Raw genomic sequence first — 26,310 nt, forward strand, 5'->3', positions numbered from 1 at the left:
GTTTTAGTTGTTGTTTTTTATCATTCAAACCACCCTTGGGCGATCTTATAGGTTCAACCAATAGGTGAGCTTTAAGTTAATGGAACGGAACCGGGGCGCAAAGGTTCCCGTAAAATAATTGTCATTGTACACCAAAAATAGGTCCGATAAGGGAGCAAAACGCCATTGCAAGCGCGAATTGATGCCAAAATTGTCCCGCTGATTGCTGTATTGGATCAAGGTGTTCCAAAATATGGACTTGCTAAAAGTGATTTCGGCACGGGCAATGCCCAACCAAATATCGGCATCGTTATAGGGTTCTGGCAGTCGAATGCCATCGTAATTGACGCCAACACTAATGTTGGCCCACGGCTGAAAGCGATAGCCCACCTGTCCGCCAAAGGAGTACTGCTCCCCGTTAAAAAACTGTCCGATCGAGGTATTGCCCGAAAAAGTGAACAGTTTGGACGGGTTGGATGCGTATTCGGCGTTGTACTGCGTAAAGCTATACCCCCGGTTTCCGGATAGTGGCGTAGCGCCCGGTGTTCGGGTCGGGTCAAAGTCGTTGGTAAGGAAAATATAATCGTGCTGTACGTTATTAGAAAAGGTGGACTGGTTGGTAAAATTGATTTCCCAAGTGGCGCGGTAGAAATAATCGGTGTTCTTAAAATCGAGATTCACCCTCCAAAAGTTGACGCCCAACAGTTGGAAACTGTGGTTACTGATCTTGGAATCCCTCGGATAAAACCGTCGTGTGGCCGAAAGGCCATTTTTAAAAATATCGGTTCGTGGCACAAAGCCCAAATCGGCCCGGTACTCTTCATCCACATACACAAAATCGGTTACAAACCGCCAGTCCCTATCGTCGTAGTTCACCCGGGCCTGAGCCGAAAAGTTGCCCTCGCTATCCCCCGGCTGAAAGGACTTGTGCACAAAGAAATTCCCGGTCCAAATGTTATCTGCCGAAGCCAAATCATAGTCCAGCCCGATGACCCGATTATAGCGTTCGTTCGGGTTGAGGGATTCATAGGTGTCCAACGTTTGGCGGTTCACCCAAAAGAAGCCCAAATTGGAGCGGGAGAACACTTTCTTTTGAAACGCCAACATCATATTGTTGTATGAAGGAATCCTATTGGCATCGTCCGCGGCCGATTGCAGGTTCAAAAAGCCCAGTCGCCATGTGGAATTGAGTTTTCCGCTCAAACGTACCCCGCCCAGCAATCTATTTTCAATGAGATTGCCCAAGGTATCGCGCACCAAGCCGATACGCCTTGAGAAAAAGGGAATATTGTCCAAAGTGTTCCCATAGTTGGCAAAAAGGTCGTTGTTGTCGATAAAGAACTGGCGCCGTTCCGGCAATCGTATTTCAAAGCGCGTCAGGTTGGTAAACACATCATCGACCTCCACATTGCTGAAGTCGGGGTTAATGGTGACATCCAAATTCATCCCCTCGCTAACGGCCACTTTTGCATCCACCCCTGTCTTAAAATCCTGTTGGTCGGTATCCGCTGCATAATCCTCCTGCGCCAGCGTATTGATGTAGGGAATCAAGAAAAACGGGCTCCGCGAGCGCCCCAAGGGTCGTTCAAAGTTCAACTGCCCCATGTAGGCCAAACTGGATAGGGTCTGGTTTTGCGGAATCTGGGTCCATGTGGTCTGTTCGTTGCTTTGGATATTCCAGCGGTAGGCCCTAAAACGCCAAGAGGTAGAACCTTCGATAAATTTTAAGGACGTGAAGGGTATCGCGATTTCCACGGTGTAATGGTCATTGTACCGTTGGGCTTCGGCCTGCCACTTGATGTCCCAGGTATTGTTGAAATTTTCCCCGCCTTCGGCCACCAAGCCCTCACGCTGAACGCCGTAGGGAGTCACACCAAAAAAGAAGGCCGTGGTCGCATCGCTGAAGGTATCGAAGAGGAAGGAGATGTTATCGTTAGTAGTTCCGCCAAAATCCCGGCGAAGAGACGATACCACGTAGTCGCCATTGACTGCCTCGGCCCGAACGCCCAAATACAGGGTAGTTTCGGAAAAGACCACTTTAAAGGATGTGGCGTGTTTTGCCGGAAGCGAATCGGTTGGAAAGTACTGCACAAAATCGGAACCGGTTTCGGCCATTTCCCAAAAAGCTTCGTCCAATTTACCATCCAACACCACTTCTTCGGTGATGAATTTGGCGCCGATCTGTTTGGTGGTATTTTGGGCAAATCCCAAATACGGAACAAGCATAAAAAGGCCAAAAATCAACCATAATACGGGGTACCAGTGCTTCATCATCATCGTTTTTCCATTGATGTGACCAAAAATACGCTCCGACCCAGTGGAAAATCGTACCAGAATTACAGATGTTCCTACCAATATTACAGATTGTACACGCCCATTTGAAATACTGGCAATCAATAGCTTATATTTAATGCGTAATTGATAGGGTTAGGACCATGGAAAAGATTTTGCACATACGGACCGTTAACGATTATTTCAAGTGGCGCGATGCCGAATTGTTGCATCCCTTGGTCAGTATTTTGGATTATTCCACGCTAAATCTGGACCAGTATTCCTACAAGGGCTATGAGGGCATCCATTGGGGCTGCTACGGCGTTTTTTTAAAGGATAGCAAGCATTGTAAGATCAAATATGGCGGTAGGGACTATGACTATGACGAGGGGACCTTGGTGTTTGTGGGTGCCGACCAAACCGTACAGCTCACCCAAGATGCCAATTACGTGCCCAAAGGGTATGCGCTGGTGTTCCATCCCGACCTTTTTCTGGGCTCGGACCTTGCCAATAAGATGGCGTCCTACACTTATTTTTCCTATGCCGTAAATGAGGCGCTCCACCTGTCGACCAAAGAGCGTAGAATTATTTTGAGCCTGTTGGATAAGATTCAATTTGAATTGGAACAAAACCTGGACAAACACAGTAAAAAGCTCATTGTTTCCAATATTGAGCTGCTGTTGGATTATTGCCTCAGGTTTTATGATCGCCAGTTCTTGACCCGTGAAATTCCACATCAAAATTCCCTGAACAAGTTTGAATCTTTGTTGAGCGACTATTTTACTTCGGGAAAACCTTTAAAATACGGATTGCCCACGGTGGGGTACTTTGCCGACCAATTGCATTTGTCCAGCAATTATTTTGGTGACTTGATCAAAAAAGAGACCGGAAAATCCGCTCAGGAATACATCCAGACCAAACTTATCGATGTGGCCAAGGAAAAGGTCTTCGACCCGAACAAATCGGTGAGCGAAATTGCTTATGAGCTTGGCTTTAAATACCCCCAACATTTTAGCCGCATGTTCAAGCAGCAGGTTGGGCATTCACCCAAAGCGTTCCGCAACTTAAATTAACAGACCTTCAGAGCTGCATCAACCTACAGTCTGTGCGCTCTTTTTACTATTCTTGAATTCGCTAGGGCTTAGTCCGTACTTTTCCTTAAAAATCTTGGAAAAATAGCTCCTGCTGGTAAACCCGATGGAGTAGACCACTTCGGAGATGTTCATTTCGGTGGTGGCAATGTAGTCGCGGGCCAGTTCCAATCGTGCATGGCGAATGTACTCCGTAACCGTTTTGTTGTAGAGCAACTTAAAACCTTCTTGCAGTTTGGCCTGCGTTAGTCCCGTTTCCGCAGAAATGTCTTCCAACGAAAAATCTTGGGAAATGTTCTTCTCTATTTTTTTGACGTAGTTGCGAATGGTCTTCAACTCCCGCTTTAGCAGACTTGTCTGCGGTCGTTTGTTCAGTACCTCCTTGTTGTGCTGGATCATGTGCATGGACAATATCTGGTACACGTAGCCCTCGAGCATCATAATGCGGATCATGCCCTTCGCCTTGATTGCGCGCATCTTGGTGACCACCTCCGCCATTTTAAGGTTGTACGAGCCGTAGTAGGCAAACACCTTTTCGTGGTCGCTATCCAAAAACACCTTGTACAGCTGTTGGTTGAGCTCCTCGCCCTGGTTGAGCCTTTTGCGCAAAAATGGCTTCCGGCGCACTTGGATGACGGTTTGGGAAATTTTGATGTCCTTCGGGAAGTACCTGTCGGTGATGCCACCATCCCTGTTGGTCAAAATCACCGACTGGAACTGCTCCATGATTTTGATCTCATCATCGGGCTGGTAGCCAAACTTATGTCCGCAATAACCTTCCAAACAATAGTAAAAACTAATGGGATTAAAGTTGGAGGTGTCCACTTCAATGATCACCTCTTCGGCAAAGGTAATGTCCAGTTCCAACAGGCTTACCCCCCAATCGAAGGTGATGAAACGTATGCTCCCTTCGGCCTTATCGTTGGAAACCTGCAAAACATACTGCCCCCAGCGTTCCTTGATTTCGCCTCCGATAACGTCTCTTATCTGCTCCACCGATTCCGCGGTGTCCTGAGCATCCACTTTGATTTTGATCATTAAAATCTCCTACTAATTTGTTTATTCTTGATCTAAGACTATAAATATAGGGTTTGTTGTCCGTTGGTCAGCCATGGGCGCTTGGCTTTATCATAGTTTTAATAAAAAAATGAAAAGCAATACAAATAATTTGATTTGAGTTAATCATTACTTCTTTTATGGTCTTTCTTGTGGTCACACCTCAGGATATTATGATTTACAAACTTTCAAATGACGCAGGAAAAGAGGAGATAGAACAGGAGTTTGGAATTCCTTTCCGATATCCAAACCTATACACCCCAAACCCCATTATTAACGGATTTCACGAAATCAACCTCAGTGTGGTGACCATGGAGGAGCCCAACCGCATCTCATTGGCCATTTGGGGGCTGATGCCTCAGGATTTCAAAGAAGACTGGCATATATTTCAGGACAATGCCAATACCCTCAACGTAAAGGTGAGCGAACTGGAAGACATCGACTGGATGCAGGAATCCTTTGAACAGCGCCGCTGCTTGATCATTGTGACCGGTTTTTATACCCACCTTTTGGAAAATGGAAATACCTGTAGTTTTTACATCCATCAAGCCAACAACAGGCCTTTCTACCTTGCAGGCACCTATAATAGGTTGGACGATGGCTTTTTGTGCACCGCTCTTATGGTGGACAAAACGGATACCTTCCTCACCAAATACCACAACATTAGCAATCTTTGCCCCGTCATCATCCCCAAAGCCATGGCGATGGACTGGCTAAACCAAAAGGCTACCCCATCGGAGCTGGAAGAAATCATCCAAAAGCCGAAAGATGTGAAACTGAAAGCCAAAAGGCTATCCAATGAGTTTTTTTTGAACCATATCACTTCCGACACCCAACACCTACCCCTTATCACAAATTCGCAGGACTAACACGGTCCTCTTAAGGGATTACTACCTCTTTTTTAAGGGGCGATGCGATTCCTATTTTGCTTTTGAGTTAACATAAACACCGAAAACGACAAGCTACGGACAAAAGGCAAGCGATATTTGTAATGTACTGATTAAGAGTTGATCAGGCTATAATTTAAACACTACTATTATTATGTTACGTTGGACAGTCACCTTTGTTATTTTGGCCATCATTGCGGGTATTTTCGGATTTGGCGGAATCGCCGCCGGAGCTGCAAGCATCGCCAAAATATTATTTTTCATTTTTATTGTCCTGTTTATCATTTCACTGATAACCGGAAGAAAAAGACTATAGAACACCCACAATAATCATTAACCTTAAAACAGAGAACCCATGAAAAAGACGATAAGTGTATTTGCCCTGATGCTAGCTACCGTGCTTACTTTGAGCATGACCAGCTGCAGGGAAACAAAAGAAGATAAGGCCGAAGAGGCCGTAGAAGATGTGAAGGAAGGCGTTGAGGATGCCGCCGAAGAGGTGGAAGACGCAGCGGAAGATGTTGGAGACGACATTGAAGATGCTGCCGAAGAAGTGGAAGACTCCATTGAGGACGCCACTGACGATTCCCAATAGACTTCACAAATTAAAAAGTATAAACTCTGGCAAAGATTTGTCAGAGTTTTTTGTTGGCACCTATTTTATTATAGGGATGGCATGGCTTTACCATAAAACGTTGCTACCTTAGAACATCTAAACACTACCATTTTTTTGAAGACTGTCCTCACCATCCTCTATATCGTAACTTCCGTTTGGGCCATTGGCGCCATCATTTACCACGGTAGAAGACCTTCGCGTTCCATTAGTTGGTCATTGGCCATTATTACCTTACCCTTTCTTGGGGCACTCCTCTATTACCTTTTTGGTGTGAACCGCCGAAAGTTCCGCTTTTTTAATCCCAAGGAATTTGAAAAACGCAAAAAATACGGATTACCGGAATCTCCCTTAAAAGAGGACCATCGCACCCATTTCGAGAACGACATCAGAAAACAGCGCCTCAGTCGGCTTATCCATTCCAGTTGCAATACCACGGCGACCTCTGGAAACAAAGTTTCCGTGTTGCAGGATGGCGGCGAAACCTTTAATGTGCTGTTCAATGCCATGGAAAAGGCCAAAAGGTTCATCCACATTCAATATTATATTTTGGAACAGGGCCAGCTCTTGGACAAAATGTTGGATTTGTTGAAGCGGAAAATTGATCAGGGGGTAGAGGTACGCATCATTTACGATTCCTTGGGAAGCTATCAATTACGGGGGCGTCCCAGAAAAAAATTTCAGGATATCGGAGTAAAGATCTACCCCATCATGCCCATCCGATTAACCAACCTGTTGTTCTCGCTCAACTTTAGGAACCATAGGAAAATTGTCATCATCGACAACCAAGTGGCCTTTACGGGAGGCGTGAATGTATCGGACAAATACATCAAACGGGAGGATGGACTGGGCAAATGGAAGGACGTCCACTTGCAATTGGAAGGGCCAGTGGTCAACGACCTGCACATGGTGTTTCTCAAGGACTACTTTTTTGCCAGCAACAAGGAAAATTTTCATATCTCCGATTATCTGTTCGAACAGGAACAAATGGACGGAGTGGATGCCCAAGTAGTGGCCGGGGGACCGGATTCCATGTATCCCACCATCATGCACCAGTACATCGGCATGATGAACCAGGCCCAAAAATCCATTTGCATTGCCAATCCCTATTTTGTTCCTGGAGAGGCTTTTTTGGAAAGTTTGAAGATTGTGGCCTTGGAAGGTGTAAAAATCCGTCTGCTGGTACCCAAAAAATCCGATTCGCAAGCCGCCAAATTTGCGATGTTCTCCCATTTTGAGGAACTGCTGCAAGTAGGCATCGATATTTATTTGCGGGACGACTTTTCGCATAGCAAGATCATGATCGTAGACGACGACTTGGTATCCATCGGTTCCGGAAACTTTGACATACGCAGCTTTGAGCTCAATTATGAAACCAATGTGCTCCTGTACGACGAGCGCATCACCGCCGAAATGACCCAAGAGTTCCAAAAACTCTGCGATAAGGCTGAGTTGGTCACCTTGGAGCGCTTCAAGAACAGGGGCGTATGGCTACGGTTCCTCGAAGGACTCTTCAAATTCTTTAAACCCCTAATTTAATAGGCCCAATAGGTATTTGGAGCAAACATTAAATGGTTTACGGCAAGCCAAAACAGGGACAAATCTACCTTTGTGTCAAAATAAACAATGATGAAAAATTTAATCTTACTTTTATTTTTAGCAGGAACAACAGCCATGAGTGCCCAGAGCATCTCAAAGAACGCCTTGGGTGTCCGATTGGGCGATAACGACGGTTTTGGAGGTGAAATCTCCTACCAGCGTTACCTAAAAGCAAACAACAGACTGGAATTTGACCTCGGTTGGAGAGACTCCAACAATGTGGAAGCCTTTAAATTGGTAGGTCTCTATCAATGGGTGATGCCCATAGATGGCGGTTTTAACTGGTACGTAGGTGCCGGTGGTGGTCTTGGTTCCTTTGATGCCGGTGAGAACGATGGAACTTTTGCCCTTGTGGCCGGTGACATCGGTATAGAGTATAATTTTGAAATACCACTGCTCATCTCACTCGACATGAGACCGGAACTTGGATTCAACGACAATTATTCCGATGACCTTGACCTTGATATTGCGTTAGGGCTTCGATACCAGTTTTAGATAAAAAGAACCTATTCAGAAAAGCTGTCTAAAAAGCGGGTTATCTGTCAGTTCGAGCGCAGTCGAGAACTTAACACACATGGATTGTCATTAGGTTTCGACTGCGCTCAACCTGACAAAGTTCAAATATTACCGCTCTTTAGACAGCATCTTTTTAAGCCCAGTTCATTTTGAAGAGAAAATTCCTTTCCATTTTTCTTGTATTCATCGCACTATTTTTTGTAATCATTATTTTGAAGGAACCCAAAAACAGTATACCCGACAACATAAAAGATGAAGTAAACATCGCCTTGGAACATTTTCCAGAGCTTGAAGGCATTCCCATAACCTTTAAGTTTAAAAAAAACATCAAAAAATCGGTGATGCAGGCACAGCCTACTTGGAGCGGACTCGTAAAACCGAGAAGCAAGCGAAGCTACGTGATTCTGATCAGCGAACGGTTCAAGATTTCCGGTGAAGAATATAAAACAGTGGATGTGCCCAAAGATGTTTTGATCGGTTGGTTGGGCCATGAGCTCGGCCATGTGATGGATTATCAAGAGCGGGGCAATCTCAATCTTATCGGTTTTGGTATCCGCTATGTGCTTTTAAAAGAGTTTGTGAAGCAAGCAGAGCGTGCCGCAGATTCCTTTGCCGTAGCTAGGGGAATGTCCGAATACATCCTAAAGACGAAACGGTTTATACTCAACAATTCCGACATCGATGAAACGTACAAGACCCGAATCAAACAATATTATCTATCCCCGGATGAAATTATGGAAATGGTCAAACAACAGGATTCTGTCGACAATGGCCTATTATGATTGATTAGCGACAAATTCCTCCCATTCCTTAAAGCGCTCCTCTCCCATTACGCGCTCCATTTTTACCTGACCACCTTTCTTTTTGTTGGCTCCGTTCCATTCGGCAAACATTTGTTGGGGCACAAAGGTGACCTTAACACCTTCCAAAGCTTTGCTTCGGGCTACCTTGTAGTTTTTATTGGCTTCCTTTAAGTAAGCGTCCAACACGGCCGCAGTTTTTTCCTCATCCAGATTTTTATCGGACCCCAAATACCAGGAATGGTAAAATCCATCGTCAAAGCGTTTGGCGCAAAGTGTGTATTCTGGCACCTTGATATTGAGTTCCTCTTCCAAATGTTTCACGGCATCGTTCAACTTGTTCACCGAAAGCTGGGAACCCACGGTATTCAGGAAGAATTTAGTTCGACCCGTAATTTTGATCTCGGCCCTTTCCACATCCGTAAAGGCTATGGTATCGCCAATAATGTACCTCCAAGAGCCCGATACCGTGGAAATGATCAATACATAATCCACTTCCTCCTCCACTTTGTCAAGGGTAATGGCAGGGGCATTATCGGTCAATGATCCATCTTGATTGACGTATTCCGGTTCAAAGGGGACAAATTCAAAATAGACCCCATTGTCCGTAATCAATTTCATGGCCGTAGTCTCCGGACGGTTCTGGCAGGCAAAGAACCCTTCGGAAGCCAAATAGGTATCGATAATCTGAATAGGATGGCCCAATAGGGCGTTGAAACTTTTTTCGTAGGGCTCAAAAGCCACCCCTCCGGAAGTATAGGCCTGTAAATTGGGCCAAATCTCATGAATATGCTCCGCATTGTGGTAATCAATGACCTTTTTGAGCATCAATTCCATCCAAGAGGGAATGCCACTAAGGGCGCCAATATCCCAATTTTTCGCGTTTTTGGCAATGGAAAGCACCCGTTCGTCCCAATCATCAATTTGGGCAATCTTGTCCCCGGGCTTGTAGTATTTTTTAAACCAAAATGGAATGTTGCTGGCACTTATGCCGCTAATTTCCCCTTCTTTTTTACCATTGCGTTCCTGCAGGTTGGTGGAGCTGCCCAACATCATGATTTCCTTCTCGAAAAAATCCGCTGGCATATCAAAATTGCTCATGGCGAAAACCTGTTGCCGTCCTGCCCGTGTAATGGAGTCCAACATATCTTTGGTTACTGGAATTCGCTTGGAAGTCTTACCTGTGGTGCCAGAAGACAGCGCAAAAAAATCGGGACTCCCGGGCCAAGTGACATTGGGCTCGCCCTCAATGGTCTTGCTCCACCATTCCTCGGTAATTTTGTTGTAGTCGTGGTAAGGAATTTTCTCTGAAAAGGTCTTTTGGACGTCATCGGACGTTAGGATGGTTTCAAAATCGTACTGCCTTCCAAAATCGGTATCCTTAGCTTTTTCCAGCAAATCCCGGAGTACCTTTTTTTGGTCTTCAACAGGGTCTGTTTCCCTACTGAGGGCATCCTTTGCCTCAATAACACCTTTGATAATGTTTCCTATGATTGCCATATGGGTAATTTCTTTCTATAAAATTACCGATATACCTGCATTGGGGTGTTCTCAATCCGTTTTTTGATTGACTGGAAAGATCTTAGAAATGAGCTGTCGCCAAAAGGGATGACACAGGTTCTTGCACGTTTGTTGCGTTGGGCTGAACAAGCTTGTCCGAAATTTTGGAATAGAGCGGTTCGGGAGTTTCTGGGTGAACGGAAACCTTTCCATTGGAAGCATCAATTTGAATCCCGACCAAAGAAAGGTAATTCATCAGGTGTTCTGCCTCTTTGATGAGTGTCTTTACCACCTGAAGGCGGACCGCATATTCCAAATTGATCCTACTTTCGTGGTTGAGGAAAGTTTTGTTTTCCGTATGTTTCCAGATAATTTCCAACTACTTCTTTTGATGCAAAAATAGTCCAAATAATATATAGTTTACAATTACTAAACGTTAAATTAACATACAGCGGGACTTTAGTGGAGAAAACCTGATTTTTTACACATCCTCCTTTATCTCCAGTATCAGGAAAACAGGTCGCTTCCAGACCATTTTTAGAATTTTTCAACACTTCCCCCACCCATCTTCTTAATGTTTTCATAAATATGGAAATCAAATGGTTGCATAGGCAAAAAGTATAAAACTAACTCTTATATTTAGCCGATTGCGAATAATTTTAAAAACAAAAAATGACCCAGGATTTATTACAACAGGCGGAAGAATTTGAGAAAAGGCCCATGAGCCACATGTCCACCAGCGATAGGGTTAAGGCCTCAAGGGAAGCAAAAAGCTTGATTCTTTCCATTAACGAGATCTACAAAAAGACTAAGGATTCCAAATTAATGGAAATCATGAAGAATATTACGGCCAAGAAGCGCAAAATCGAAAAACGACTTAAAGGTTCGCCCTTGGCTTAACATCTACTTTCAAAAGTATACGGAAGGATGTTTCTCCATCCTGCGATAGACATCCTTCCCAAGATTCCAACTCTCTTCTTCCAATTGACATAACAGTTTGTTTTTCAGCGAAAAGATCCAGCTTTCGCCCAACCATCTTCATGTCAAAATCCATCACTTTTCCATTTACATAACTTTTACCACCAATTATCGTGATATTAGGGCAACCGATATAATTCTACATGGGAATTGGCTTTGTTTTGAATACTTTAGAGGTGTAGTTTTAACTCAACTAAATAAACAAACACGCTGAAAAATGAACACTATAGAAGCAAAGTTGGGATACCTTTTTTGGTACGCCGTAATTGCACTATCCGTCTACTCCCTTTTAAGAAGTATCTACTTTTACATTAGTTAACTATACTAAACACTAACGCATCCCTTAAAATTCATCTGCAGTTAGTTAGTAATGTGTCTTGGGGCTCCTGTTCAGGTGCCCTTTTTTTATTTCCACTCCATTTTGGGCAGCATAACCTCTTTCTTATCATGGGAGCTCTCCATGGTCTGCATCACCTCATCCAAAAAAGAGATGGCCTCAATAATATGCGGGCCTTTGTTCAACATAACGCATTCCGCTTGGACGGAAGAAGCTAAATCGGTAATCTCAGATCTCGACGGCATTCCTTTTTTGGCCAAGCCCTCCAATACTTGTGTGGCCCATACCACAGGAATATGTGCCGCTCCGCAGAACGATAAAATACCTTCCTGTACGGCACCCATATTTTTCCATCCTACTTCAAGGGCCAGGTCGCCACGAGCTATCATAATGCCCAAACGTTTGCGCTGCATTGCAGCAATAAGGATATTGATCAGGTTTTTATAGGCCAAATGGGTCTCTATTTTCAGGATAAGTCCCAAATCATCATCCGCACCCAACTTTTTGAGCTCAAAAAGCAGGTCATTCACATCTTTTTCGTCGTTTACAAAGGAATAGTTGACCATATCCGCATATTGTGTCACAAACCTTAAATCTTCACGATCTTTTTCCGTGAGTCCCGAAATTCCCAAATCCAATGTGGGCAAATTGATTCCTTTCTCCCCTTTCAGTTTTGCTCCACCTGGTTTGGTGCGTGTAATTTTTACTACAAAGGAATCCACATGTTTTTGGATAACTTCTCCTTCAATTTTTCCGTCATCGAATAAAATGGGGGCTCCCGTTTCGACCCGATCTACGATTATGGCAGGGATGCATCCAATGCTGGCAGGTTGAAGCTGTTTTCCATTTCCATCGAAGGTGGGTAGGGCAACCTCTTTTTCGTTTCCGGTCACGATGAGTTCGTCGCCAGCGTGCACCCGGATATATGGTTCTTTCGGGATATTGCCCTGTTTATGGTCGCGAATAACTATCGGCCCAGTCCTTATTTTGGGACCGGCCAAATCCATGGCTATCGTTACATAGCTGGAATTCTCTTTGGCAGCCCTTCGGACGTGGTCAATTATGGCTTTCCATACTTCGGGGCCATCATGGGCGCAATTGATGCGGGCACAATCCATCCCATTTTTCACCATTTGGAGCACCAAATCATAGTCTGTTGCCGCTTCCGTGGGTTGTGTCACCATAATACGCACCCTGCGTTCCCGAGTGTTCAGCCCGAATAGTGCTTCCGTATGCTTTTGCAGCAACAAGGCCCCATCGCCAATGTTCAAAAACTCATTTTTGGTAAGATCGGGGCTCCTGCCCAACAAGCTATTCACAATGATTTTTAAGTTGAGAAGACTGCCCAGTATATTGCCCTCTGCATTGGCAAGCCGGGTCAGACCCAGTTGTTTGAGACCTTTTTGCATTTTTCGCGCATCAAAACTCCGAAAGGAAGTATAATGGAGCAAATTTCTGGCACTGGCGCTATACATATCGCATACACCCTTGGTCAATCCATGGCCATCCATTTCATGCTGATGGATCCTGTCAATGACGGCATCAATTTGCTCTGCCATTTTTTCCAGTAGTTCCCGAGTAATGCCCATAATGCCATGATTGACCACAAAGATGATCGAGAAACTTGTCAAAAAAGCTGATATCGGTCAGACAATCCTAGTTTTGCCAAACGGATTCCATCTTTTTGATGGATTCGATAATGATGGGATGTTGGCTGTCCTCATTCACAATAATCAATGTATCGTAAGGTTCGGTGGGAAATACTTGCTCGGTAATGGACAATAACCCTTCATTTACAAACAGCTCCATAGACGACCAATCCATCAAAACCCTCAAATTCCTGAGCTCCCCCTTCGGGAGCACTATAGGGGCTTTATGGATCCTTGCCCCAAAATCCTTTTGAAAATCAACTTGACCCGACAACCTCCTGTCCACTTGTAAGGTATCCAGACCCATCTGGACCTGAAGCACTTCATCCCTATCGTTTTTGAACAGAAGCTTCATATTTTTTGAAGCTGTTTTCAATTGTATTTCGGATTGATGCAGCCCATCAACAACTAAAGTGTCCGAAGTGGCCGCTGGGACTTGCGTTGAGGACAGCAACATATCGGAAGTTAATTTTCCAACGGACGCAATGGGATAATTTGCCAAAACATAGTCGTCTTCAACCTTATGTAAGCTAAGTTTGCGGGGGACGGTCATGGCACTTCGCCATTTCTGGGTAGGGGTATCCCGTGCATAGTCCCAATTGCTCATCCAACCGATAAAAATTCGGTCCTCGCTTAGCACATTGTTGTAGGTGACCCCAGCATAATTATCGGTTCCATAATCCAGCCATTTAGGTTCTTGCTGCTGCGAAGTAAAGGTTGTTCCGTCAAAATCACCAACAAAATATTGGGTTCCACTACCACCATTCGGAGCTCCGGGATTAATACTGATCAACAACACCCATTTTTCTTCCTCTAAACCCTGTACTGGTAAGGGGAAAAGATCGGGGCATTCCCAAACACCTCCATGGGCGCCCTGTGTTTTTCCAAAATCGCTCATGTACTTCCAATCCTTCAGGTCTTTGGAAGTATAGAATTGCGCATGGTCGCCCGCCACCAATGCCATTATCCAAGATGACGAAGCTTCGTGCCAAAACACCTTGGGATCCCTAAAATCCTTGATGCCTTGATTCAGTATTACCGGATTGCCTTCATACTTAGTCCAAGTGACACCATTATCCAAACTGTAGGCAATGCCCTGTGTTTGAAAGTCTGTTCTACCCTCTTTTTCACCCTTCATGGAATGGTAGGTGAATATGGCCACCAAAGGTGTTTCCCCATTTTTACCGAAACCCGTCGTGTTATTTTTGTCCACCACAGCGCTACCCGAAAAAATAAGTCCATGCTCATCGGGATATAGCGCAATGGGCTTATGCTCCCAATGCACCAAGTCCCTGCTCATCGCATGCCCCCAATGCATGGGTCCCCACACGATATCATCTGGGTAGTATTGGTAGAATAAATGGTACCAACCGTCATTGTATACCAAGCCATTGGGGTCATTCATCCATTTTTCCGATGGTGAAAAATGAAATTGTGGTCGATATGCTTCTTGATATTTCGCATCCTTATCTGTCGGGGTCGATGCCTTCTTTTGTTCCTGCTTGCATGCCACCAGGGCGAGTATCAAAAAGCAACTTATGACTTGTCTGTGCATTTTCTCAAATAAATTAACCCGCTCAAGTTAAACAAATTTTAGCGCTCACTGTATGGGTTTTATCTACATTGAGGCAGAGCAATTGGACGGAAAACCAACTGTAACCAAAAAATATTTCCCTTTTTCCGAAAGGAACGAACGCAAAAATCTACCTATCTTTAAACAGCGTTTTGCAAACCCCAACTAAATCCATAAAAGTTGAGCAAAAACCTTCTTTTGATCCTTACCCGAAACCCCGAACTTGGCAAGTGCAAGACCCGATTGGCAGCGAAGGTGGGTGATAAAGCGGCTTTGGATATCTACAAATTTTTATTGGACCAAACGGTCGCCTTCACCAAGAATCTAAATGTAGAGAAATGGGTGTACTATTCCGAACAGATTTGGGAACATGATATCTGGGACAGTTCCATCTACCAAAAAAAACTCCAGGTTGGAAAGGATTTGGGCGAGCGCATGATGCATGCTTTTGAAGAGGGATTCCGAGCCGGGTTTGAGAACATCATCATTATTGGAAGTGATATGTTCCATTTAAACCAAAAAGATCTGGAAGAAGCATTTTCCAAACTTGACCAACATGATTTTGTAGTGGGCCCGGCAGAAGACGGCGGCTATTACCTATTGGGTATGAAATCCTTACGAAGGAAGCTGTTCCAAAACAAGGCATGGGGCACAAATATGGTGTTGTCCGATACGCTTTCCGATATCAAAGACGCCGACGTACATCTATTGGAAGAAAAAAATGATGTCGATTATTACGAAGATATTAAAGATATTGAGGCCTTTGCGCCATTTTTAAAACATATACAAGAATGACACAAAAACAGATTGATGAATCCGTTGATTACTTGAAAAAACGTGGTTTCGAAACCCCAGAAATTGGGATTGTACTGGGCACGGGACTTGGGCAGCTCATTGAGAGCATCGAGCATCCCATCGAGGCCCATTACAACCATATCCCGTATTTTCCGTTGGCAACGGTAGAATTTCATACCGGGAAACTCATCTATGGCACTATCGAGGGCAAAAAGGCAGTGGTGATGCAAGGCCGTTTCCATTTGTACGAAGGATACGATTTTTTGGACATTACCTACCCCATTCGCGTGATGCACAGTCTTGGTATACAACAATTGTTTGTGTCCAATGCCGCGGGAGCCATCAACCTCAACTTTAAGAAAGGGGATATCATGCTCATCGAAGATCACATCAACCTGCAGGGAGGTTCTCCATTGGCCTTTAAGAACGTATCCGAATTCGGGAACCGTTTTGTGGATATGAGCGAACCTTACGATTTGGATATGCGCAAAAAAGTGGAGGCCATAGCCAAACGCGAAAACATTTCGTTGCAAAAAGGGGTATATGCATCGGTGGTGGGCCCGCAACTGGAAACCAAGGCCGAATATCGCATGCTCAAAACCTTGGGTGCAGATGCGGTTGGAATGAGTACCGTTCCCGAAGTAATTGTTGCCAATCATTTACGACTACCCATTGTAGCGGTTTCCGTTTTAACGGATGAATGTGACCCTGATAATTTGCAACCTGTTGAAGTACAGGAAATTTTGAGGGTCGCAGGGCAAACGGAACCCAAAATGATCAAACTATTCAAAGAACTTATCAAAGAACTATGAGCTATTTAGATGCCACCCAGGATTTATATAAAGAAGCAGCCCTGACCCCAGATGTTGGACTCTGCTGCACCACCAACCCCATTTGGCAATTTCCCGGACTTTCCATTCCCAAGATCATGCAAGAAATGAACTATGGTTGCGGAAGTACCGTTTCCGCGCAAGATTTGGTGAACGAACCCAAAATTCTTTATGTGGGGGTTGGCGGTGGTATGGAACTGCTGCAATTCGCTTACTTTTCTAGGCAAAAAGGAGGGGTTACCGGAGTGGATTCCGTGGATGAAATGCTGGAAGCTTCCCGGAAAAATTTCAAATTGGCCGAAGCGGAAAACGATTGGTTCAAAAGCGACTATGTCAACTTGGTCAAAGGAGACGCCCTGCATTTGCCCGTTGAAGATGAGAGTATGGACGTGGCCGCGCAGAACTGCTTGTTCAATATCTTTAAAATGGAAGATTTGAAAAAAGCCGTTTCTGAAATGTACCGTGTCCTGAAACCGCATGGCCGTTTGGTGATGAGCGACCCCATTTGCGAGCAACCCATGAGCGATGAACTCCGCAACGATGACCGATTGAGGGCACAATGCCTCAGCGGAAGCATCCCCTTAAAGGATTACATAAAAATATTGACCGATGCCGGCTTTGGTACCATCGAAATCCGTGGTAAACGTTCTTACAGGGTTTTATCTCCCAACCACTATCCAACTGATGAGCTTATCCATATCGAATCCATAGAAATAGCGGCCATAAAAGACCCTATGCCCGAGGACGGACCTTGCGTGTTTACCGGAAAAACAGCCATTTACTTTGGCAACGAACCCTATTTTGATGATCAAAAGGGACACGTATTGCAACAGAACCAGCCCTTGGCAGTCTGTGATAAAACGGCAGCGGCTCTGGCGAATACCTCAGATGAAATTTTTATCAGTGAGAGCACCTACCACTACAATGGTGGGGGTTGTTGTTAAAAAAGGGGTTATCGAACAATCCTCAATTCTCAAATTCGAGGTCCGCGTAGTCGTTTATGATACCGCTGCTGATCATATTGGCGAACTTTGTTTTGTCGGTTTTGAGCGAAATTTTACTTTGGGCTGTTTTGGAGGAACTTTCCAAGGACAACAGGCTTATTGCAGGTAGTATGTTTCTTGCCAGATAAAGACTGTTTTCATCTTCAAAAATCAAGCTGGCCTCATCCACATTGGTATTGGAAACACTATGCTGCTTGAATACATTTTGAATATGGTGTGCAAACCGTTGCCCTTGCTCACTTTTGTTGTAATGATAAACGGCTACATCCAGCGCGCTTCCTTGGGAAAGGTCGCCCGCACGCAATAAGAGGACACGTTGGTATTTGCCCATGTTTTGAAGGTATCGCTTGTTGATGACCTTCACATACTCCCCCATGATTCCTTTGGAAGCATTTGTATTGCTGGGCTCCCCCATTACATAAACCTGTGCACCATGTTCCATCAATTCAGCGGCGAGACGTTTGGCAATATCTTTGGTAAAGCTGCCATCGCTTTCAACCTTATTTTCAACGATCAGATAGTACACAGCATCCTTCAATTTGTCACTTTTGACCGACATCTGGGAAAGTTCGGCATCAAAAATAGGGGCTTCGGCATCGGCGACCGCCTCGACCAAAACACCTTTCTTTTTAAAGGAATCACTGGCATAGGGCACCTTGTATTCTTCACCTAATTTCAGGGCGCTCCCTTCTTTGATCTTATCGGAATTGAGTTCCAGAAATGTGCCATAGTGCTTGGCGGGATCTAAGCCCTGTTTCCGTAGCAAGGAAAAAATACCGTCGCCCTGCTCGGCTACCACTTGGTAAAAATTATTGTCTTGAGCAAAAATGAGTGTACAGGCCCCGACCCAAAATAGAAGGGATAATCTTAATTTCATTATAACATGTTTTGGGTGGGATGTGCTACAAATATGGCGAAAATTATGAGACAACAGGTCGTTATCCCATTAAAAATTTTGGGGCTTCATTTTCTAATCCCGACTTCGTGATGTTTTTACTTGTGCGTATTGTTCCCGTATCACGGACTCTGCAGGTTTATTCTGGGGTGTAAAGCGATTGTCACCGGCTCCACCCACTTTTTCGTGTTCCATAAACCATTTCCACACAAAGCCACCAGCAAACCAGTCCTCGTTCCAAAATTCGTCAAAAAGCACTTGGGTCGCCCTTGCTTGGGCCTCCAAGTTCACATTCTCTTGGTTCCGGTCTACCAACCAGGGCTTTTTACCGGTAAAATCCATGCTCCGATAGCCAAATTCCGTAAACAAAATAGGACGGTCCTGTTCTTGGGCCAATGCCTTCATCTTATCCTTCCAAGGCTTCCAACCTTCGGTAAGTGTTTCTCTTGTAGGATTTTGCCTTTCACACAATGGAAAATAAGCATTCACCCCTATATAATCGAGTTCCGACCAAAAAGGTGTTTTGGCATATTCATCCCAATTGGCTGCATAAGTGAGCTTTCCATGATATACCTCTTTGATTTTTTGGATGAGTTGATCCCAAAACTCGGGGCGTTCATCAATGAAGGTCTTCAATTCCGTGCCCACGCAAAAAATATCGCTTTGGGTTTCTTCGGCCATTTCGGCGAACAATAGTATAAATTTTTCATACGAAGCCTCAAACGTTTCCCAATCCGCTTCGCTCTTCATATCCAAGTTTCCGGTAAAAGCACCATTGGTAATCCAAATTTGGGGCTTCACCATCACCATTACCCCATTCCGATGCAGTTGTTCGATATACTGTTTTGCACCATCCCTTCGCTCACCAAACCATTGTCGGTCCGAATTAAAAAACAATTCAGCTGATTTTTCGCCATTGATAAAACCAAAGGGCATAATGGCCGCATAGTTGGCATGGACATCCAAAACAGGGGCGATATGCCTTTCCGAAACCTCTTCACGGGAAGCCACAAAACTTACACCGTTCACCTTTTGAAACTTGCTACTGGCGCAAGAGGAAAGGACTAGGATTCCTAAAAAAAACAGTTTTTTCATAATGATAGCCAACCCTCTAAAATAATCATTTTAAAACAGCATTCAGCTCCATTATTCTTATTAAATTTCATCTTGTTGTTAAGTTCTTAACAAAAAAAGCGACACATCAAACAATCAAACCTAACCCATGGAGCACGTTGTCATTATTGGAAATGGAATAGCAGGCGTTACTGCTGCCAGGCATATCCGCAAACTTTCCGATAAAAAAATCACCATCATTTCGGCCGAGTCCGAATACTTTTTTTCGAGGACGGCCTTGATGTACGTGTACATGGGCCATATGAAGTTTGAGCATACCCAACCCTACGAAAACCACTTCTGGAAAAAGAACAACATCGAATGGTGCATGGATATGTTGCCAAAGTAGATACCGAACAAAAGCTGCTTTATCTAGCGGACAAATCTTCGCTCAATTACGATAAGTTGGTTATTGCCACAGGATCTAAACCCAACAAATTTGGATGGCCCGGGCAGGATTTGGATGGAGTGCAAGGGCTTTACTCCAAACAAGATTTGGAACTCTTGGAAGAAAACGCACCCAACAACAAGGTTTGTAAACGAGCTGTAATCGTAGGCGGCGGCCTTATCGGCATCGAATTGGCCGAGATGCTACGAACGCGAGATATTCCCGTTACCTTTTTAGTACGTGAAAAAAGTTTTTGGAACAGTGTTTTGCCCTCTGGAGAATCTGAAATGATCAACGAACATATTCGGGAGCACCACATTGATTTGCGATTGGGCACATCACTTCAAGAAATCCACCCCGATGAAAATGGAAGGGTGAAATCCGTGACCTTGGCGGAAACGGGTGAAGAAATTGAATGCAATCTGGTAGGATTGACGGCGGGTGTAACCCCCAATATAGATTTTCTGAAAGATTCTGGGATTGCATTGGGGCGAGGCGTAAAAGTCAATCGCTTTTTGGAAACCAACGTGAAAGATGTGTACGCCATTGGCGACTGTGCCGAACAGCATAAGGCCATTGGAAATCGCAGGCCCATTGAGGCGGTGTGGTACACGGGACGGATGATGGGCGAAGCCCTTGCCCAAACCATTTGCGGCAATCGGATGACATACAACCCCGGACATTGGTTCAACTCGGCCAAATTCTTGGATATTGAGTACCAAACCTATGGTTGGGTGTTTTCGGAAAGAAACAAAAAAGAAAACGAGCTCCACTTTCACTGGAGGCATCCCAACGAAAAAATCTGTATCACCATAGCGTTTGACAAGGATTCCGGAATACTGTTGGGCATCAACACTTTCGGCATTCGTCTAAGGCATCAGATCGTTGATCGATGGCTCAGCGAAAAACGAACGGCTGATTTTGTAATGGAGCATTTGGTGGACGCCAATTTTGATCCTGAATTCTACAAAAACTTCGAATCGCAAATCGTTTCAAAATACAATGCTGATTTTGGAAAATCCATCAGCCTGAAAAAGAAAAGCCTAAAACGCATCTTCCAATTGGGTTGATGGGTTTGTACCTAATTGGAAAATATTAAAACAAAGAAACAACAAACAATGAGCAACCAAACACATAGTCCGAGCATGGCCCTAACGGGGGAACCACCAAAAAGCTTGAGCCTCAACCAAAAGATGGCTGTTTTTCTAGGAACATCGGGATTGGGCATTTTACTGTTGGCCGTTTTCAATGTGAGCTTTCCAAATAAGACCCTTTGGCTCACCTTGTCGCTTTTGGCCATCACCATTGGGGTTATTTGGTTCTCTTGGGATGCCTATTCCAAAAAACTACCGGGCATTAAAAACGACGGGGTCTGGTTCAAATCCATTTCCAGTCGTGGTCTATGGGGGTGGATTGCTGGCTTGGCATTGACAGGCTTTTATATTATACTCTATTTTTATCCCGAATATCTTGGCTTGGTAAGCGATGGCGAAAATAAGGGTGTCATCGCCCTTTTTGACCCACTAAGCCAGTTGTTGAGCGGCAATCCGGCCAGTCAGTGGTTTGTGTATGGGACCCTTTATACCGTGGCCATTTTGGCCTTTGGCATCAAGTTCCTCTGGAAATACCGCCATAACCGTTATGAAAGGTTACGCACAGTGAGCGTAATGTTCTTTCAAACCGCCTTTGCATTCATCATCCCAGAATTGATGGCACGTTTGAACGGGGACAAGATTCTGAACGGAGGAAGCCTACCTTATTACGACTTAAAAAATATTTGGCCACTGAACTATTACAACTTTGAAGGATATCGTATCAAAATGTTTTTGAGTTCTGGCGAAATCGGTTTTGCCCTTTTGATTTTTGGTATCCTTTCCATTTTTGTGATAACCCCCATCCTAACCTACAAATATGGCAAAAGATGGTATTGCTCCTGGGTTTGTGGCTGTGGTGGATTGGCCGAAACAGCTGGCGATTCCTTTAGGCAGTTGAGCGATAAATCCACCTTTGCCTGGAAAGTAGAGCGATGGGTGGTGCACAGCGTCGTGGTTTTTGTAACCTTGATGACCACCGCCGTTATCTACTCCTATTTGGGAACGGACACCAGCAAATATTGGTTGACCAAAAGTACTTTTTTGATTGGCGTAGCTGGGTTGCTGACCTTGGTTTTCGGTTGGGCCATGATTTTTAAACGGGACCAACTTCAAAAAGATGCCCAATATGGGGCTATCGGTTACTTCGTGATTATCTTGGCATTGATCGGTTTCCACTTTTTCAGTGGTGACGGGGAAGTATTTTTGTTCAAATCAGGTACCCTACGTAAATCCTACTCTTTTTTGATCGGCAGTATTTTCTCTGGTGTTATCGGAACGGGTTTTTATCCCATTTTTGGCAGTAGGGTTTGGTGCAGGTTTGGATGTCCCATGGCAGCCATTTTGGGCTTTCAGCAAAGGTTGTTTTCCCGGTTTAGGATTACCACCAATGGCGGTCAGTGCATCTCCTGCGGCAATTGTTCGGTGTACTGTGAAATGGGAATCGATGTGCGCGCCTATGCCCAAAAAGGGGAGAACATCGTCCGATCAAGCTGTGTGGGATGCGGAATCTGCTCGGCGGTCTGTCCACGTGGCGTACTTAAATTGGAGAATGGCCCCTTGGAGGGAAGAATCGACAGCAATCAGGTGTTGTTGGGCAACGATGTAGACCTCATGACCTTGGTAAACAAAAAGTAAGATCACTTTCTTTTTCAAAGTTTCGCATCAGTTATCCATGGAAAATTTTAGTTTTGGCAACTGCTAACACTAACTAAATTGTTCCCAGCCAATGGCGGATATCAAAGTCATTATCCCAGCAATCAACGAAGGAGATTCCATTGGTTTGGTCGTCTCGGAAATCCCTGACCACGTATCGGAAATCGTAGTCGTTGACAATGGTTCCGAAGACGATACCATGGCAAATGCCAAAAAAGCTGGAGCAACGGTGATCACCGAAAACCGCAAGGGCTATGGCTTTGCCTGTTTAAAGGGATTAAATTATATCTCCGAACAATCCAAAACACCCGACATTATCGTATTTATCGACGGAGACTATTCAGATTATCCAGCGGAATTGGATAAGATTGTCGCCCCAATTTTGGAAAATGACATCGATTTTGTGGTCGGGGCGCGAAAAAAATCACTTCGCGAACCGGGTTCCATGACTCCACAACAGGTTTTTGGGAACCAATTGGCCACATTTTTAATGCGTTTGTTTTTTAGGTCAAAATTTACGGATTTAGGACCTTTTAGGGCGATAAAGTACGAAAAGCTCAAAGAATTGAACATGCAGGACACCACTTATGGATGGACAGTGGAAATGCAGTTAAAAATTTTAAGAAAAAAAATGTCATATATCGAAGTACCAGTGCGTTACAAACGAAGAATTGGCGTATCAAAAGTTTCTGGTACGGTAAAAGGTACTATATTTGCTGGCATAAAAATTTTGGGTTGGATCTTTAAATACAGTTTAAAATAATGGGACTCGCTATTACTTACATCATCATTGCTATTTATAGTACGGCCTTACTTTTGATTTTCTTCTACAGTCTTGCCCAGTTGAATCTTTTGATCAACTATCTCGGCTATAAAAAGCGAAACGAGGAAGCCCCAAAATTCAACCTTCTCGACCCCAAGGAAATTCCATTCGTTACCATTCAGCTTCCTATTTACAACGAGGAATATGTAATGGAGCGTTTGTTGGACAACATCGCCAAAATAGAATACCCTAAAAGTAAACTGGAAATCCAAGTCTTGGACGACTCTACCGACGATTCTGTGGCCGAAACCGCCCGAAGGGTACAAGAGCTTCAGGAAACTGGTCTCGACATACAACATATCCGCCGCGAAAACAGAAAAGGTTTTAAGGCCGGTGCACTAAAAGAAGGATTGGAAATCGCAAAAGGTGACTTTATCGCCATTTTTGATGCCGACTTTCTCCCAGAATCCGATTGGTTGAAAAAAACCGTTCCTTACTTTAAAGATGAGGAAATCGGTGTGGTTCAGACCCGCTGGGGGCACATCAACAGAGACTACTCTACCCTAACCCGTATCCAAGCCTTTGCTTTGGATGCCCACTTTACCTTGGAGCAGGTAGGACGAAATTCCAAAGGACACTTTATCAACTTTAACGGTACCGCTGGTATTTGGAGAAAACAATGTATCCTCGATGCCGGAAACTGGGAAGGCGATACCTTGACCGAAGATTTGGATTTGAGCTACCGTGCACAGTTGAAAAACTGGAAGTTTAAATATTTGGAAGATGTGGAAACACCCGCAGAGCTTCCCGTAGTGATCAGTGCCGCCCGTTCCCAACAGTTCCGTTGGAACAAAGGAGGGGCCGAAAACTTTAGAAAAACGGTGCTTAGCGTTATCACAGCCAAAAACATCCCGTTCAAAACCAAGTTCCATGGCGTAATGCACTTGTTGAACAGCTCCATGTTCCTTTGTGTTTTTATTGTGGCGCTATTGAGCATTCCCATGCTGTACATCAAAAACACCTATGGTCATTTGGGTTGGGTGTTTGAGGTAACCAGCTTCTTTATTTTGAGCACCATCATCCTATTTGTGTGTTATTGGTTCACCTACAAGAGTATACAGGGCAGTAGTTTTGACAACTTTGTGGATTACATCAAACTCTTTTTTACGTTCTTCTCTGTGGCATTGGGCTTCTCTTTGCACAACACCGTAGCGGTTCTAGAGGGGCATTTGGGCAAACGAAGTGAATTTGTGAGAACTCCTAAATTCAATATCAACAACCTAACCGATACCTGGAAGGGCAACAAATATTTGACCAACAAATTGTCGCCCAACATGATTTTGGAGTTTGCTTTGATGATCTATTTCCTTTTTGGAATGTACAGCGCCATACCGTTGAACGACTACGGATTGTTCCCTTTCCACCTCATGTTGTTCCTAGGGTTTGGATTCGTGTTCTTTAAATCCTTGACGTCCAAGGCATAATCCTGCACCATGCAAGCTTATTGGCGACTGCATAGATATCCGATACTATTTGCCGTCGCCTGTATTTTGTTTTACTGGAGCTTTGCCTACCATCTGGTACGCACCGATTTTGTAAAGCTCTTTATGCTCTTCGGGGCACTTTTTTACCTCACCTACAAAATCATCCAGTTCGAAAAATGGAACTTTAAGTTCCTTTTAATTATCGGCATACTTTTTCGGTTGGTGTTTTTGATGGCCGAACCGAACCTTTCACAGGATTTCTACCGGTTCCTCTGGGATGGGGAACTGATTAAAAATGGCATCAACCCCTATTTGTACACCCCCGACCAAATTATGGAACAAGGGCATGTCACCTTTGCCAACATGAAAGAGCTGCGCGAAGGGATGACCGACCTCAACGCAAGGCACTACAGCAATTATCCACCTGTCAACCAAGTACTGTTCGCATTGGCATCGGTTTTGGGCGGAGGAAGCATTTTGGGATCAACCATTGCCATGCGATTGATCATAATACTTGCTGACCTGGGCGCACTTTATTTCGGCAGAAAGTTATTGCAACAACTGAACAAGGCCAACAACTTGGCGTTTTGGTACTTTTTGAATCCCTTGGTCATCATTGAATTGACCGGAAATCTGCATTTTGAAGGCGTAATGGTGTTCTTCTTTGTGTGGGCGCTTTACCTCATATCCATCAATAAATGGTTATGGGCAACCCCTGTTTATGCCATTTCCATTATGGTCAAACTAATGCCGCTGTTGTTTTTGCCACTATTTATCAAATACTTCAGATTCAAAAAAAGTGCCGCCTTTTACACCTTAGTCCTTTTAGGATGTACTGCATTGTTGTTTCCGTTTTACTCCAATGTATTTATCGATAATTATTCCGAAACCGTTGGGCTTTGGTTCAGTAACTTCGAGTTCAATGCCAGCATATACAATGTGGTCAAAAAGATAGGAGTCACCTATTTTGAAGCCAAACCTTGGGAACTCATCGACGCTTATGGCTCTTTCATTCAAAAACTGGTCATTGTTATCGTATTGTTGCTCGCTTTCCTTCGGAAGAATCAAAAAATGGAAAGTCTCATTACCTCAATGGTATTTGCCTTGGCCTGCTATTATTTTCTATCCACCACCGTACACCCTTGGTATGTGGTGTTCCTGTTGGGCTTCTCCATTTTCACCGATTATCGATTCCCCCTGCTCTGGTCCTTCACCATAATTCTGAGTTATTACACCTACTCCAACCCAGACTATACCGAAAATTTAGGGTTGCTGGCGATTGAATACCTATTGGTAATCGGCTTTTTTATTTACGAAATGATAGGTAGTCGCCCTAAAAAGTTATATTTCTTTAAAAAATAACATCAATTCTAGCACAGTTCGAATTAATTTGTACTTTAGTCCCGTAATGAAAGGACAAGAGTACATATTAACTTCGTTGA

General features: G+C 44.2%; 24 protein-coding genes and 1 pseudogene. 17 read left to right on the forward strand and 8 right to left on the reverse strand.

Features of this window, described 5'->3' with window-relative positions; translation table 11 throughout:
• Positions 1-45 precede the first annotated feature (45 nt).
• Positions 46-2,334, reverse strand: coding sequence for a DUF5916 domain-containing protein (locus ABNE31_RS00760; protein ID WP_349352000.1), 2,289 nt, complete (start codon positions 2,332-2,334; stop codon positions 46-48).
• An 80-nt stretch (positions 2,335-2,414) separates the two neighbouring features.
• On the opposite strand from ABNE31_RS00760, the gene ABNE31_RS00765 reads away from it, so the two are divergent.
• On the forward strand, positions 2,415-3,323 hold the full coding sequence (locus ABNE31_RS00765; protein ID WP_349352001.1) for a helix-turn-helix domain-containing protein: 909 nt from the start codon (positions 2,415-2,417) through the stop codon (positions 3,321-3,323).
• Between the two features lie 18 nt (positions 3,324-3,341).
• Here the strand turns inward: ABNE31_RS00765 and ABNE31_RS00770 are convergent, their stop codons facing one another.
• Entirely contained in the window at positions 3,342-4,379 is a 1,038-nt protein-coding gene (locus tag ABNE31_RS00770) for an AraC family transcriptional regulator (protein WP_349352002.1), read from the reverse strand.
• Positions 4,380-4,570: 191 nt separating this feature from the next.
• Between ABNE31_RS00770 and ABNE31_RS00775 the strand changes: the two genes are divergently transcribed.
• The 6 genes from ABNE31_RS00775 (at position 4,571) to ABNE31_RS00800 (ending at position 8,794) form a co-directional block, all read left to right on the forward strand.
• Positions 4,571-5,266, forward strand: a complete 696-nt coding sequence (locus ABNE31_RS00775) for an SOS response-associated peptidase family protein (protein ID WP_349352003.1) — start codon at positions 4,571-4,573, stop codon at positions 5,264-5,266.
• A 172-nt stretch (positions 5,267-5,438) separates the two neighbouring features.
• The gene (locus tag ABNE31_RS00780) at positions 5,439-5,600 is read left to right on the forward strand and encodes a DUF1328 family protein (RefSeq protein ID WP_179382879.1); all 162 of its coding nucleotides are present in this window, start codon (positions 5,439-5,441) and stop codon (positions 5,598-5,600) included.
• Positions 5,601-5,639: 39 nt separating this feature from the next.
• Positions 5,640-5,879 (forward strand): hypothetical protein, encoded by a 240-nt coding sequence (locus ABNE31_RS00785; RefSeq protein ID WP_179382880.1) that lies wholly within the window; start codon positions 5,640-5,642, stop codon positions 5,877-5,879.
• A 135-nt stretch (positions 5,880-6,014) separates the two neighbouring features.
• Complete coding sequence (gene cls, locus ABNE31_RS00790; protein ID WP_349352004.1) at positions 6,015-7,436, forward strand: cardiolipin synthase; 1,422 nt, start codon at positions 6,015-6,017, stop codon at positions 7,434-7,436.
• A 90-nt stretch (positions 7,437-7,526) separates the two neighbouring features.
• Positions 7,527-7,991, forward strand: coding sequence for a hypothetical protein (locus ABNE31_RS00795; protein WP_179382882.1), 465 nt, complete (start codon positions 7,527-7,529; stop codon positions 7,989-7,991).
• A gap of 170 nt (positions 7,992-8,161) precedes the next feature.
• Positions 8,162-8,794 (forward strand): hypothetical protein, encoded by a 633-nt coding sequence (locus tag ABNE31_RS00800; protein WP_179382883.1) that lies wholly within the window; start codon positions 8,162-8,164, stop codon positions 8,792-8,794.
• Here the strand turns inward: ABNE31_RS00800 and ABNE31_RS00805 are convergent.
• Together ABNE31_RS00805 and ABNE31_RS00810 are read right to left on the reverse strand one after the other, a co-directional pair.
• A complete protein-coding gene (locus ABNE31_RS00805; RefSeq protein WP_349352005.1) occupies positions 8,789-10,312 on the reverse strand; it encodes a GH3 auxin-responsive promoter family protein in 1,524 nt (507 codons plus the stop codon). The two genes, ABNE31_RS00800 and ABNE31_RS00805, sit on opposite strands and share 6 nt — an antisense overlap.
• A gap of 82 nt (positions 10,313-10,394) precedes the next feature.
• On the reverse strand, positions 10,395-10,691 hold the full coding sequence (locus tag ABNE31_RS00810; protein WP_349352006.1) for a hypothetical protein: 297 nt from the start codon (positions 10,689-10,691) through the stop codon (positions 10,395-10,397).
• Positions 10,692-10,984: 293 nt separating this feature from the next.
• Between ABNE31_RS00810 and ABNE31_RS00815 the strand changes: the two genes are divergently transcribed.
• On the forward strand, positions 10,985-11,212 hold the full coding sequence (locus tag ABNE31_RS00815; protein WP_179382887.1) for a hypothetical protein: 228 nt from the start codon (positions 10,985-10,987) through the stop codon (positions 11,210-11,212).
• A 483-nt stretch (positions 11,213-11,695) separates the two neighbouring features.
• Here the strand turns inward: ABNE31_RS00815 and ABNE31_RS00820 are convergent, their stop codons facing one another.
• Both ABNE31_RS00820 and ABNE31_RS00825 read right to left on the reverse strand, forming a co-directional pair.
• Complete coding sequence (locus ABNE31_RS00820; protein WP_349352007.1) at positions 11,696-13,258, reverse strand: pyruvate kinase; 1,563 nt, start codon at positions 13,256-13,258, stop codon at positions 11,696-11,698.
• Between the two features lie 25 nt (positions 13,259-13,283).
• Positions 13,284-14,831 carry a glycoside hydrolase family 32 protein gene (locus tag ABNE31_RS00825; protein ID WP_349352008.1) on the reverse strand — a complete coding sequence of 516 codons (1,548 nt, stop codon included), beginning with the start codon at positions 14,829-14,831 and terminating at the stop codon, positions 13,284-13,286.
• Between the two features lie 52 nt (positions 14,832-14,883).
• On the opposite strand from ABNE31_RS00825, the gene ABNE31_RS00830 reads away from it, so the two are divergent.
• From ABNE31_RS00830 to arsM, 4 genes are read left to right on the forward strand one after another with little or no spacing between them, the layout of a single operon-like run.
• Positions 14,884-15,018: a hypothetical protein gene (locus tag ABNE31_RS00830; protein ID WP_306012391.1), complete on the forward strand. Its 135-nt coding sequence runs from the start codon at positions 14,884-14,886 to the stop codon at positions 15,016-15,018.
• An 11-nt stretch (positions 15,019-15,029) separates the two neighbouring features.
• The gene (locus ABNE31_RS00835; protein ID WP_349352009.1) at positions 15,030-15,644 is read left to right on the forward strand and encodes a TIGR04282 family arsenosugar biosynthesis glycosyltransferase; all 615 of its coding nucleotides are present in this window, start codon (positions 15,030-15,032) and stop codon (positions 15,642-15,644) included.
• Positions 15,641-16,456, forward strand: coding sequence for a purine-nucleoside phosphorylase (locus ABNE31_RS00840; RefSeq protein ID WP_293280467.1), 816 nt, complete (start codon positions 15,641-15,643; stop codon positions 16,454-16,456). The genes ABNE31_RS00835 and ABNE31_RS00840 overlap by 4 nt, the downstream gene beginning before the upstream one ends.
• Positions 16,453-17,418: an arsenosugar biosynthesis arsenite methyltransferase ArsM gene (arsM, locus tag ABNE31_RS00845; protein WP_349352010.1), complete on the forward strand. Its 966-nt coding sequence runs from the start codon at positions 16,453-16,455 to the stop codon at positions 17,416-17,418. The genes ABNE31_RS00840 and arsM overlap by 4 nt, the downstream gene beginning before the upstream one ends.
• A 22-nt stretch (positions 17,419-17,440) precedes the next feature.
• Here arsM and ABNE31_RS00850 read toward each other — a convergent pair whose 3' ends face one another.
• Both ABNE31_RS00850 and ABNE31_RS00855 read right to left on the reverse strand, forming a co-directional pair.
• Positions 17,441-18,355 carry a hypothetical protein gene (locus ABNE31_RS00850; protein ID WP_349352011.1) on the reverse strand — a complete coding sequence of 305 codons (915 nt, stop codon included), beginning with the start codon at positions 18,353-18,355 and terminating at the stop codon, positions 17,441-17,443.
• 93 nt (positions 18,356-18,448) lie between these two features.
• Complete coding sequence (locus ABNE31_RS00855; protein ID WP_349352012.1) at positions 18,449-19,468, reverse strand: glycoside hydrolase; 1,020 nt, start codon at positions 19,466-19,468, stop codon at positions 18,449-18,451.
• Positions 19,469-19,595: 127 nt separating this feature from the next.
• Between ABNE31_RS00855 and ABNE31_RS00860 the strand changes: the two are divergent.
• The 5 genes and pseudogenes from ABNE31_RS00860 (at position 19,596) to mptB (ending at position 26,230) form a co-directional block, all read left to right on the forward strand.
• Positions 19,596-20,944 (forward strand): annotated as a pseudogene (locus ABNE31_RS00860) (FAD/NAD(P)-binding oxidoreductase).
• Positions 20,945-20,992: 48 nt separating this feature from the next.
• A complete protein-coding gene (locus ABNE31_RS00865; protein WP_349352013.1) occupies positions 20,993-22,603 on the forward strand; it encodes a 4Fe-4S dicluster domain-containing protein in 1,611 nt (536 codons plus the stop codon).
• Positions 22,604-22,694: 91 nt separating this feature from the next.
• Positions 22,695-23,384 carry a glycosyltransferase family 2 protein gene (locus ABNE31_RS00870; protein WP_293288496.1) on the forward strand — a complete coding sequence of 230 codons (690 nt, stop codon included), beginning with the start codon at positions 22,695-22,697 and terminating at the stop codon, positions 23,382-23,384.
• Positions 23,384-24,868, forward strand: a complete 1,485-nt coding sequence (locus ABNE31_RS00875) for a cellulose synthase family protein (RefSeq protein ID WP_179382899.1) — start codon at positions 23,384-23,386, stop codon at positions 24,866-24,868. The genes ABNE31_RS00870 and ABNE31_RS00875 overlap by 1 nt, the downstream gene beginning before the upstream one ends.
• A 9-nt stretch (positions 24,869-24,877) precedes the next feature.
• Positions 24,878-26,230, forward strand: a complete 1,353-nt coding sequence (mptB, locus tag ABNE31_RS00880) for a polyprenol phosphomannose-dependent alpha 1,6 mannosyltransferase MptB (RefSeq protein ID WP_349352014.1) — start codon at positions 24,878-24,880, stop codon at positions 26,228-26,230.
• Positions 26,231-26,310 lie beyond the last annotated feature (80 nt).

Origin of the sequence: Flagellimonas sp. MMG031 (genome assembly GCF_040112705.1) — a bacterium.
Lineage (GTDB): Bacteria > Bacteroidota > Bacteroidia > Flavobacteriales > Flavobacteriaceae > Flagellimonas.

What these genes read in the sequence shown, in the direction of transcription:
- ABNE31_RS00765 (WP_349352001.1), top strand. Translation starts at nt 2,415, where the DNA reads ATGGAAAAGATTTTGCACATACGGACCGTTAACGATTATTTCAAGTGG.
- ABNE31_RS00770 (WP_349352002.1), bottom strand. Translation starts at nt 4,379, where the DNA reads ATGATCAAAATCAAAGTGGATGCTCAGGACACCGCGGAATCGGTGGAG.
- ABNE31_RS00775 (WP_349352003.1), top strand. Translation starts at nt 4,571, where the DNA reads ATGATTTACAAACTTTCAAATGACGCAGGAAAAGAGGAGATAGAACAG.
- ABNE31_RS00780 (WP_179382879.1), top strand. Translation starts at nt 5,439, where the DNA reads ATGTTACGTTGGACAGTCACCTTTGTTATTTTGGCCATCATTGCGGGT.
- ABNE31_RS00785 (WP_179382880.1), top strand. Translation starts at nt 5,640, where the DNA reads ATGAAAAAGACGATAAGTGTATTTGCCCTGATGCTAGCTACCGTGCTT.
- ABNE31_RS00795 (WP_179382882.1), top strand. Translation starts at nt 7,527, where the DNA reads ATGAAAAATTTAATCTTACTTTTATTTTTAGCAGGAACAACAGCCATG.
- ABNE31_RS00805 (WP_349352005.1), bottom strand. Translation starts at nt 10,312, where the DNA reads ATGGCAATCATAGGAAACATTATCAAAGGTGTTATTGAGGCAAAGGAT.
- ABNE31_RS00815 (WP_179382887.1), top strand. Translation starts at nt 10,985, where the DNA reads ATGACCCAGGATTTATTACAACAGGCGGAAGAATTTGAGAAAAGGCCC.
- ABNE31_RS00825 (WP_349352008.1), bottom strand. Translation starts at nt 14,831, where the DNA reads ATGCACAGACAAGTCATAAGTTGCTTTTTGATACTCGCCCTGGTGGCA.
- ABNE31_RS00830 (WP_306012391.1), top strand. Translation starts at nt 14,884, where the DNA reads ATGGGTTTTATCTACATTGAGGCAGAGCAATTGGACGGAAAACCAACT.
- ABNE31_RS00840 (WP_293280467.1), top strand. Translation starts at nt 15,641, where the DNA reads ATGACACAAAAACAGATTGATGAATCCGTTGATTACTTGAAAAAACGT.
- arsM (WP_349352010.1), top strand. Translation starts at nt 16,453, where the DNA reads ATGAGCTATTTAGATGCCACCCAGGATTTATATAAAGAAGCAGCCCTG.
- ABNE31_RS00850 (WP_349352011.1), bottom strand. Translation starts at nt 18,355, where the DNA reads ATGAAATTAAGATTATCCCTTCTATTTTGGGTCGGGGCCTGTACACTC.
- ABNE31_RS00855 (WP_349352012.1), bottom strand. Translation starts at nt 19,468, where the DNA reads ATGAAAAAACTGTTTTTTTTAGGAATCCTAGTCCTTTCCTCTTGCGCC.
- ABNE31_RS00865 (WP_349352013.1), top strand. Translation starts at nt 20,993, where the DNA reads ATGAGCAACCAAACACATAGTCCGAGCATGGCCCTAACGGGGGAACCA.
- ABNE31_RS00870 (WP_293288496.1), top strand. Translation starts at nt 22,695, where the DNA reads ATGGCGGATATCAAAGTCATTATCCCAGCAATCAACGAAGGAGATTCC.
- ABNE31_RS00875 (WP_179382899.1), top strand. Translation starts at nt 23,384, where the DNA reads ATGGGACTCGCTATTACTTACATCATCATTGCTATTTATAGTACGGCC.
- mptB (WP_349352014.1), top strand. Translation starts at nt 24,878, where the DNA reads ATGCAAGCTTATTGGCGACTGCATAGATATCCGATACTATTTGCCGTC.